Source organism: Candidatus Cloacimonadota bacterium (assembly GCA_012522635.1).
Classification (GTDB): Bacteria; Cloacimonadota; Cloacimonadia; order Cloacimonadales; family Cloacimonadaceae; genus Syntrophosphaera.
In genome coordinates this window covers 1-7,644 of the sequence record JAAYKA010000046.1, presented here as the reverse complement: position 1 = coordinate 7,644, position 7,644 = coordinate 1, and the positions used below count along the sequence as shown (strand labels likewise).

Sequence of the window (7,644 nt, the reverse complement as noted above, 5' to 3'; positions counted from 1 at the left end):
TATGTGAGGTTGATTTCACCAGACTCGTCCTTAGATAATGAAGGGAGAAATTTTTATTAGAAAGCCAGCTTTCGCCCTCGGTTTCCGGCTCTTGAGTCTGACCCGGGATTATTTCCGGAGTAACTCGGGAACATCCCGATAAAGAATCGGGATGATGAGGGATTGATGTCAAGTTACTCTTGAGCCGGGCTAAAGAGCGAATCAAGGAAAAGATGATACTCAAAGTCGATTTTTCGCTTATATTGTTCTTAAAACCTATGGACAGGATGGTGGAGATATGGTTCAGACAGAACTCACAAAAGCTTACGGATTGGTGCATTTACCCGCCAAAGTGGTGTTGGCGGTAACCGAAAAACCGGGTGGGGGCTACAATCTCATCACGATGGAATGGTTCATGCGCACCTCGATTCAGCCGCCCATGTTTGCCATTTCTGTTGGCCACAGCCGCTTTTCTCATGAATGTTTGCAGGAAAACAGGTTTTTCAACCTCGTTTTTCCCTCCAACCAAATGAAGCCGCTCTGCGCCATGGCGGGTTCCAGTTCGGGAAGGGATATCGACAAATTTGAAAAAGGCGAAGTGGAATTCATCCCCGGAAAACTTCATAAACTGCCGGTTCTCAAAGAAGCGGTGGCGGTTTTTGAATGTGAGGTGGTGACCCAGATTCGCAGCGGAGACCACACTATATTTGTGGGCGAAGTGCGCTACAGTTGGGCAAACAAAGAAAAAGAGCCGCTGGTTTACACCTGAGCGGCTCCGGATTGATTTATAGGTTTAATCAGGGTTTAACCGGGCTGAAGAGCATTTCGCCGGGGTTGTATCCCCAGACGCGGAGGTTGCTCATGCGGTCAAAATCGAGTTTCAAGAGTTCGGGGGACACATTTGAGTTCGCGCGCGAGACCCAAATCCAGCTTCCATCGTTGTCCAGGCGCGCGATAATCAAATCGCCATCACCCTGTTCCAGATAGTAGGGCTGGCCACCGGTGTCGATGTAGTGTTTATGTTTTCCAACCAGATAGAGCTCGCCGCCGGCTGAGGCTTTGCTGAAGTACAGGTTTGTTCCCAGCCATTTACGCGCCCAGAGACAGTTTCCCTTGTTGTCGAAATAGGCGTAATACTGCGCTTTGTCGGCGCCGCTTTCCAGCTTGAAATCTCCCAGGCTGAGGCTGCCTAAAAAGCTGCCGCTGATGAGAATCCCGGAGCTGGAGCTGGCGCTCATCCAATCGATGGAAACGTCGGAGCCGATAAGCTTTTTGCTCCAGACTGTTTTACCCTGGGGGTTAATCATGGTCAGATGTGAATTCACGCTCATTCCGCCGATGTAGATGGGGTGGTTTTTGCTGTCCGAATAGGAATTATCGCAAAACCAGGTGTTTCCATCCAAGTCGGAGCTGAAATGTTCGCAAAGACACAGGGTTTCAAGCTGTTGGATGCGGGCTCCCCAAGCCCATTTGCCGCCGGGGTTAATCCGGGCGAGAAAAAGCTTGTTTCCACCGGAGTCGGGGGTCTCTCCCAGTTTGCTCCCTTCGATTTTGAAGCTGCCCTGGCTGGAGGCGTAAATCAGGATTCCGCCATCGCCCGCCAAATCCATTTTAATCAGTTTTTCCGCTTTGTCAGAACCGGTGGTCGCCGTCCAAATCTGGCTTCCCAGCGGGTCGAACATGGTCACGAACAGGTCGCTGTCGCCCGCGGATGTGTTCTCGGCGTCGTCGAAGCTCAGGGTTCCAGAAAACTCTCCGCCCAGGAAGATGTTGCCATCCTGGTTCAGGTTTAAAACCGGGGAGCTGATTCCACCGGAACTGATGCCACGCTTGAGCCAGAGAAGGGTTCCGGCGCTGTCGAACTTTGCCAAAAACAGGTCGCTGGGGCCGCTGGCTTCCAGCTTTTGTTTGTCGATTTCGATTTGTTGGTCGAACAATCCTGCGGCGTAAACACTTCCGGAGCCGCCAACCGCGAGCGCCAAGCCTGAACCGGCTTTCACCAGGGCAAAGTTTTTTGCCCAACGCCAGCTTCCATCAGGGTTTTGACAGGCGAGCCAGGTGTCCGCGAGGATTCCGTCCTTGCTCTGTTCGGGGCTGAGCCTGCTGTGGAGTTTGGCGTTGCCGAAGGACATGTTTTGGTTCAAAATCCCAGCGTAATAACGGCTTCCGGCTGCGTCTTCGGCAAAAAGCGCGTCGGAGGGGATTCTGCGTGGATTTGTCCAGCGTCCCTCGGAATCGATACCAACGGAAAAGTTGGGCGCGCCGTTATCGGCTAAGAGCTTGTCCGTGGGGAGGTTAACCTTGCCTTCGGGCTGGATGGTCACAGCCGCCAGGCGGTCGGTTTCCTTGATTTTAAGGATTTGTCCCAGCTTGATGGTGTTGTCGGAAAGGCTGTTCAGTTCTTTAATCTGCTCGATTGTGACGTCGTAGCGTTTGCTGATGTTATAGAGCGTGTCTCCGCTTTCCACCCTGTGGGTCACGAGTTCCGCGCTCAGGATGGCGGGAATCAGCGTTATCAGAAGCCACAGCAGGGAAAGCCGGTGGAAAACGCGCTTTGAATCGGGTTTTTTGGGCATTTGTTTGCTCCGTTTTGTCAGGATAACAGCTCCGCCAGGCGCTTGATTCCTGTTTCAATCTGTTCGGGTGTGGCGAAGCTAAAGTTCAGCCTCAAAGTGTTATAGCGTTCCTGTCCGGGGGGATAGAATTTTGAACCGGGGATGAAGGAAACCTTGTTTTTGGCGGCTTCTTTGAACAGCTCGTCCGCGTTGATGTTTTCAGGCAGGGTGAGCCAGAGGAAAATTCCACCCTCGGGCTTGGTCCACTTCACGGTTGAAGGCATATTTTTCTCGAGTTCTTCCAGCATTTTGTTCAGGTAGGGTGCATAGAATTTCTTGATGCTTTCGATGTGTGGGTCCATGAGGCCGCGCTCAAGGAAACGCGCCACAACCCGCTGGGACACGCAATCCGGGGTGATGTTCACCTTTTGCTGCCAGGAAACCATGCGTTCGATAAGAGCTTTGTCGCCCTTCACAGACGCGATGCGCATTCCCGGACCCAGGATTTTGGAAAAAGACTGGATTTCGGTGACGATGTTGGAGCGGTTAAACTCTTCATGGGCAAGGCGATAGAAGGTGGGAAGTGGTTCGCCGCTGTAGCGCAGACGGGAATAGGGATTGTCTTCCACGATGGGGATTTCGTTTTCGATGCAAAAGCGGATTAACTCGCGCCGACGCTCGAGGCTGTAGGAGATTCCGCCGGGGTTTTGGAAATCCGGAATGATGTAGAAGAATTTAATCCGTTTTCCCTGGGCGCGCAGCTCGGAAACCTGTTTTTCCAGCTCTGCCATGATGATGCCGTCTTCGTCGAAGGGAATGGCTTTGCAATCCACTTCCAGCGCGTCAAAAGCCACCAGCGAGCCCAAAAATGAGGGACCTTCACACAGGATTACGTCGCCGGGTTCGGTGAGCGCTCTTCCATAGTAATAGAGCGCGTTTGTGGCGCCCACGGTAATCAACATTTCGTCGGGGTCAATGTCGTAGCCTTCCCATTTTATCAGCTCTTTTTTCAAGAGCGCGTCGCCTTCGCTGGCGCCATATTGCAAAACGTCGCGACCTTCGTTGGCCACAACTTCGCGGAAAATCTCGGAAAGCTGTTTTTCGGGGAATGTGAGCGGTGAGGGAAAGCCACCCGCGAACGAGATTAGCCCCTCGATATTTTTTGTGGACGCGACCAATTCGCGTATCAAGGATGACCTCATCTCGCGGGTCACACGGGAAAATGAATTCGTGTAATTCATTATGTATTCTCCAGTTTCTTTATTTTAAAATTTCAACAAGCTCGACCTGGTCCCAAAATCATGAATCGGCTGCGAGGGACCTGGGGGAAAAGAGCTTTTTTTAGGGATAGATGCGATAAATCATCCTGGGGAAAGGAATGGTTTCACGGATGTGGGAAACCCCGCCCATCCAGGCGATGAGCCGTTCCAAACCGATTCCAAAGCCGCTGTGGGGGACGCTGCCATATTTGCGCAGGTCCAAAAACCACTGGTATTCTTCGATGGACATCTTTTCCGCTTCCATGCGCTGGAGCAGGAGGTCGTGGTCGTCCTCACGCTGGGAACCGCCAATGATTTCGCCATATCCTTCCGGCGCGATGAGGTCGCTGCCCAAAACCAGATTTTGGTCTTCCGGGGCGCGTTTCATGTAGAAAGCTTTGATTTCCTTTGGCCATCTGTCGATGAAAATCGGGACGGGTGAGCCTTGGGTAAGCAGAAGCTCGTCAGCGGCGCCAAGGTCGCTTCCATGGTTGATTTCGCTGCCCTTGGAGCGCAGATATTCAATCGCTTCGTGGTGGCTCATTCTGCCAAAAGGCGCGTCCGCCGCTTTCAAGGCTTCGATGTCGCGTTCCAAAATCGCCAATTCAGCCGCGCGGTCTTTCAAAACCCGGCGAATCACATAGCGAATCAGGCCTTCCTGAATTTCCATGTTTTCTTCGTGTTCCACAAAAGCCGCCTCGGCGTCCATCATCCAAAATTCGGTGAGGTGTTTTCTGGTCTTGGAACGTTCCGCGCGGAAAACGGGGCCAAAATCGTAAACCCTGCCCAGGCTCATGATGCCTGTTTCCAGATAGAGCTGGCCGGATTGCGAGAGATATGCCTTTCCTTCGTCAAAATAGTCCACATCAAACAGCGTTGTGGTGCCTTCACAGGCGTTGGGAGTGAGGATGGGGCTGTCGAAACGGACGAAGTGGTTTTCGTTCAAATAGTCGCAAATGGCGTAATAGACGGTGTGGCGAATGCGCAGGATGGCCCATTGTTTTGAGGAGCGAATCCAGAGATGGCGGTTTGAAAGCAGAAAATCCGGGCCATGTTCTTTTTTGCCGATGGGATAATCCTGGGTGATTTGGATGGGCGTGATGGATTTCACGGAAAGCTCGAACTCTCCCGCCTTTTTTTGATGAGGTTTCGGCGTCCCAGTGATGATGACCGAGGATTCCAACCCCAGTCTTTTCGCGGTTTCAAAGGCTTCCTCGCCCAAATCCGGCGCGAAAGCCACACACTGAATTTCACCCGTGCCATCTCGCAGATTGATGAAAAGCAGCTTCCCGCTGTGGCGGATGTGACGCACCCAGCCGCGCAGGGTTATTTCTTCGCCTTCGTGGGCGGCAATATTTGTTATCAAAATGTTTTTCACGGTTTGTCCTCGAATTGTGGTTGTTTTTTGATGGCGTTGGAAATCAGGATGGCGGTCTCAAGCGCGCGCAAACCTGCCCTTCCATCCACCACGGGGTCTTTGTCTTGCAAAATCGATTCCACCCAAAGGTCCAGTTCGGTTTGCAGGGCGTCGTCATCACCGCTGGCGTCAAGCTTTTGGATGTCGAAAAACTGTTTTGCCTCGGCTTCTGTCGGTATTTTTCCTTCGTTCATCTGGAAAAGGTCGGCGAAGGCTTCGTTTTTCCTGACCAGGACGCCGGTTTTGGCAATCAGGTCCAGGGAAAAATAGGCGTCGCGCTGAAAGAAGCGAATCTGGCGCTCCTGTTTCAAAGCCACGCGGGAGGAGGTGACGTTTGCCACGGCTCCGCTGGCGAATTCAATTCTGGCGTTGGCGATATCCAGGCTGGGACTCAAAATCCCGGCTCCGCTGGCGTGGACGGCGCTGACGGGACTTTGCGTGAAACCCAGGATGAGGTCGATATCGTGAATCATGAGGTCCAAAACAACGGAAACATCGGTTCCACGCGGTTGGAAAGACGAAACGCGGCTGGATTCGATGAACAGCGGCGCCTGGATGAATTCCAGCGCTTTTTGGATGATGGGGTTGAAGCGCTCGATGTGTCCCACTTGGATTTTCAGCCCGCGTTCTTCGGCAAGTTCCACCAGCTCCTGAGCCTGCCAAAGCTCGGCGCAGAGCGGCTTTTCCACAAAGATGGGCTTGCCAGCCAACAGCGCTTTTTTGGCAAGTTCATAATGCGCGCTGGTGGTGGCGGCAATGTCCACGGCGTCCACGTTTTCCAGCATCTCGTCGAAGCTGTTAAACGCCCGGATATGATGTTCTCGCGCCGCTTCGGTGTTGCGCTGGGGCAGGATGTCGAAACAGCCTTCCAAGCGGCTCTGGGGGTTGTTTTGGAGCTTGCCGGCATGAAATCGCCCCAGGCGGCCCATGCCGGCGATACCAATTTTCAGCATCCGCCTACGCAAGCCTGGCGGAAAGGATTTTCAACATGTCCGCGGTCATCGCGGCGAGGTTATATTCGGGTTTCCAGCCCCATTCCTGCTGGGCTGCGCTGTGGTCCATACAATTCGGCCAACTGTTCGCGATCGCCTGTTTAACGGGGTCAACCTTGTAATCCATCACAAAATCCGGGATGTGTTTTTTAATCTCCGCGGATATCATTTCGGGGTCGAAGCTCATGGCGGAAACGTTGAAGCAATTGCGGTGAACCAGCTTGGCGGGGTCGGCTTCCATCACTTCCACCAAGGCTCTCAGCGCGTCCGGCATATACATCATGTCCAAAAAGGTTCCGGCGCCGAGGTTGCAGGTGTATTTCTTATTTTTGATGGCTTCATAATAGATTTCAACGGCGTAATCCGTGGTTCCGCCACCGGGCAAAGTAACGTTGGAAATGATGCCGGGATAGCGCAAACCGCGACAATCCACGCCGTATTTCACAAAATAGTAATCGCCCAAAAGTTCGGCTGCCACTTTGGAAATTCCATAGATGGTGGAGGGGCGCATCAGCGTGTCCTGTGGGGTGTTATCCATCGGAGTGGTGAGCCCAAAAGCTCCGATGGAGGAGGGCAAAAACACCGCCGCGCCGGTTTCACGGGCAACTTCCAGAGCATTGAACATGCTTTCCATATTTATCTTCCAAGCGAGGGTGGGCTTGGCTTCACCAACCGCTGAAAGCACGGCAACTAGGTTCACAATGGTGTCGATACTATATTTTTTCACCACGGAAAACATCTTCTCCGCGTCCATGGCATCCATGTTTTCACAAGGGCCGCCTTCCATGATTTCGGGAATCAGCGGGGTGCTGCGATAGGTTGCGACAACGTTTTGAGCGCCGTAGATGTTTCTGAGATAGGGAACAAGCTCGGAGCCAATCTGGCCAGCCGCCCCAAGAACGAGGATGTTTTTCATAAATGTCTCCACATCAGGTATTTATTTTTTTAGAACCATATTTTGAAAACGGCAGGTTTGTCAATGCTTTCCTGCATAAAAGAGGTGTTGTTGGCATGTTTTTTGGGGTTTTCGCAGATGGGCGCTGGAAATGTGTCACGCAGATTGCGCTGATAACGCAATTTTTTGACAGATTAGGGAGGCACGAAGAAACGGGGAGACTATGAGACTGTGAGGCGGTGAGGGTGGAGGCAGAGAAAAAACTGAATAATAAGTCGGCAAAGATATATGTCTTGAATGAAGGCATCATAGATTCCTGGAAACGGTTATGGTGCATTAACGTAAAATACTGTGGGAGAGGTAAATCCTCTCCCCTTTTTTGAATAATAAGCAAGACGCTTTTTTCTCTGCTTAATGATAACCTTTTATCTGGCATATAATTATGCGAATAATAAGCACGCCATTTTACCCCTTGCTTAATATTCACCTAAACCTTTGTGGGACAGTTATGTCAAAATAAGCAGCGTTTTTTTGTGTTTGTGTTCAC

6 protein-coding genes are annotated in these 7,644 nt (G+C 51.9%); 1 reads left to right on the top strand and 5 read right to left on the bottom strand.

Annotated features, from left to right (window positions below; genetic code table 11):
• Positions 1-277: 277 nt before the first annotated feature.
• Positions 278-748, top strand: a complete 471-nt coding sequence (locus GX135_02880; GenBank protein ID NLN85036.1) for a flavin reductase family protein — start codon at positions 278-280, stop codon at positions 746-748.
• 28 nt (positions 749-776) lie between these two features.
• Here GX135_02880 and GX135_02875 read toward each other — a convergent pair whose 3' ends face one another.
• The 5 genes from GX135_02875 to GX135_02855 form a co-directional block, all read right to left on the bottom strand.
• Positions 777-2,555 carry a LysM peptidoglycan-binding domain-containing protein gene (locus tag GX135_02875; GenBank protein ID NLN85035.1) on the bottom strand — a complete coding sequence of 593 codons (1,779 nt, stop codon included), beginning with the start codon at positions 2,553-2,555 and terminating at the stop codon, positions 777-779.
• A gap of 17 nt (positions 2,556-2,572) precedes the next feature.
• Entirely contained in the window at positions 2,573-3,775 is a 1,203-nt protein-coding gene (locus tag GX135_02870) for a PLP-dependent aminotransferase family protein (GenBank protein ID NLN85034.1), read from the bottom strand.
• A gap of 100 nt (positions 3,776-3,875) precedes the next feature.
• The gene (gene asnS, locus GX135_02865; protein ID NLN85033.1) at positions 3,876-5,171 is read right to left on the bottom strand and encodes an asparagine--tRNA ligase; all 1,296 of its coding nucleotides are present in this window, start codon (positions 5,169-5,171) and stop codon (positions 3,876-3,878) included.
• Positions 5,168-6,163 carry a Gfo/Idh/MocA family oxidoreductase gene (locus GX135_02860; protein NLN85032.1) on the bottom strand — a complete coding sequence of 332 codons (996 nt, stop codon included), beginning with the start codon at positions 6,161-6,163 and terminating at the stop codon, positions 5,168-5,170. Before GX135_02860 ends, asnS begins: the two co-directional genes overlap by 4 nt.
• Positions 6,164-6,167: 4 nt before the next feature.
• Positions 6,168-7,118 (bottom strand): NAD-dependent epimerase/dehydratase family protein, encoded by a 951-nt coding sequence (locus GX135_02855; protein ID NLN85031.1) that lies wholly within the window; start codon positions 7,116-7,118, stop codon positions 6,168-6,170.
• Between the last annotated feature and the right edge of the window lie 526 nt (positions 7,119-7,644).

Excerpts from the sequence above, each read along its gene's own strand:
- GX135_02875 (NLN85035.1), bottom strand. The coding sequence starts at position 2,555 with ATGCCCAAAAAACCCGATTCAAAGCGCGTTTTCCACCGGCTTTCCCTG.
- GX135_02880 (NLN85036.1), top strand. The coding sequence starts at position 278 with ATGGTTCAGACAGAACTCACAAAAGCTTACGGATTGGTGCATTTACCC.
- GX135_02870 (NLN85034.1), bottom strand. The coding sequence starts at position 3,775 with ATGAATTACACGAATTCATTTTCCCGTGTGACCCGCGAGATGAGGTCA.
- GX135_02860 (NLN85032.1), bottom strand. The coding sequence starts at position 6,163 with ATGCTGAAAATTGGTATCGCCGGCATGGGCCGCCTGGGGCGATTTCAT.
- GX135_02855 (NLN85031.1), bottom strand. The coding sequence starts at position 7,118 with ATGAAAAACATCCTCGTTCTTGGGGCGGCTGGCCAGATTGGCTCCGAG.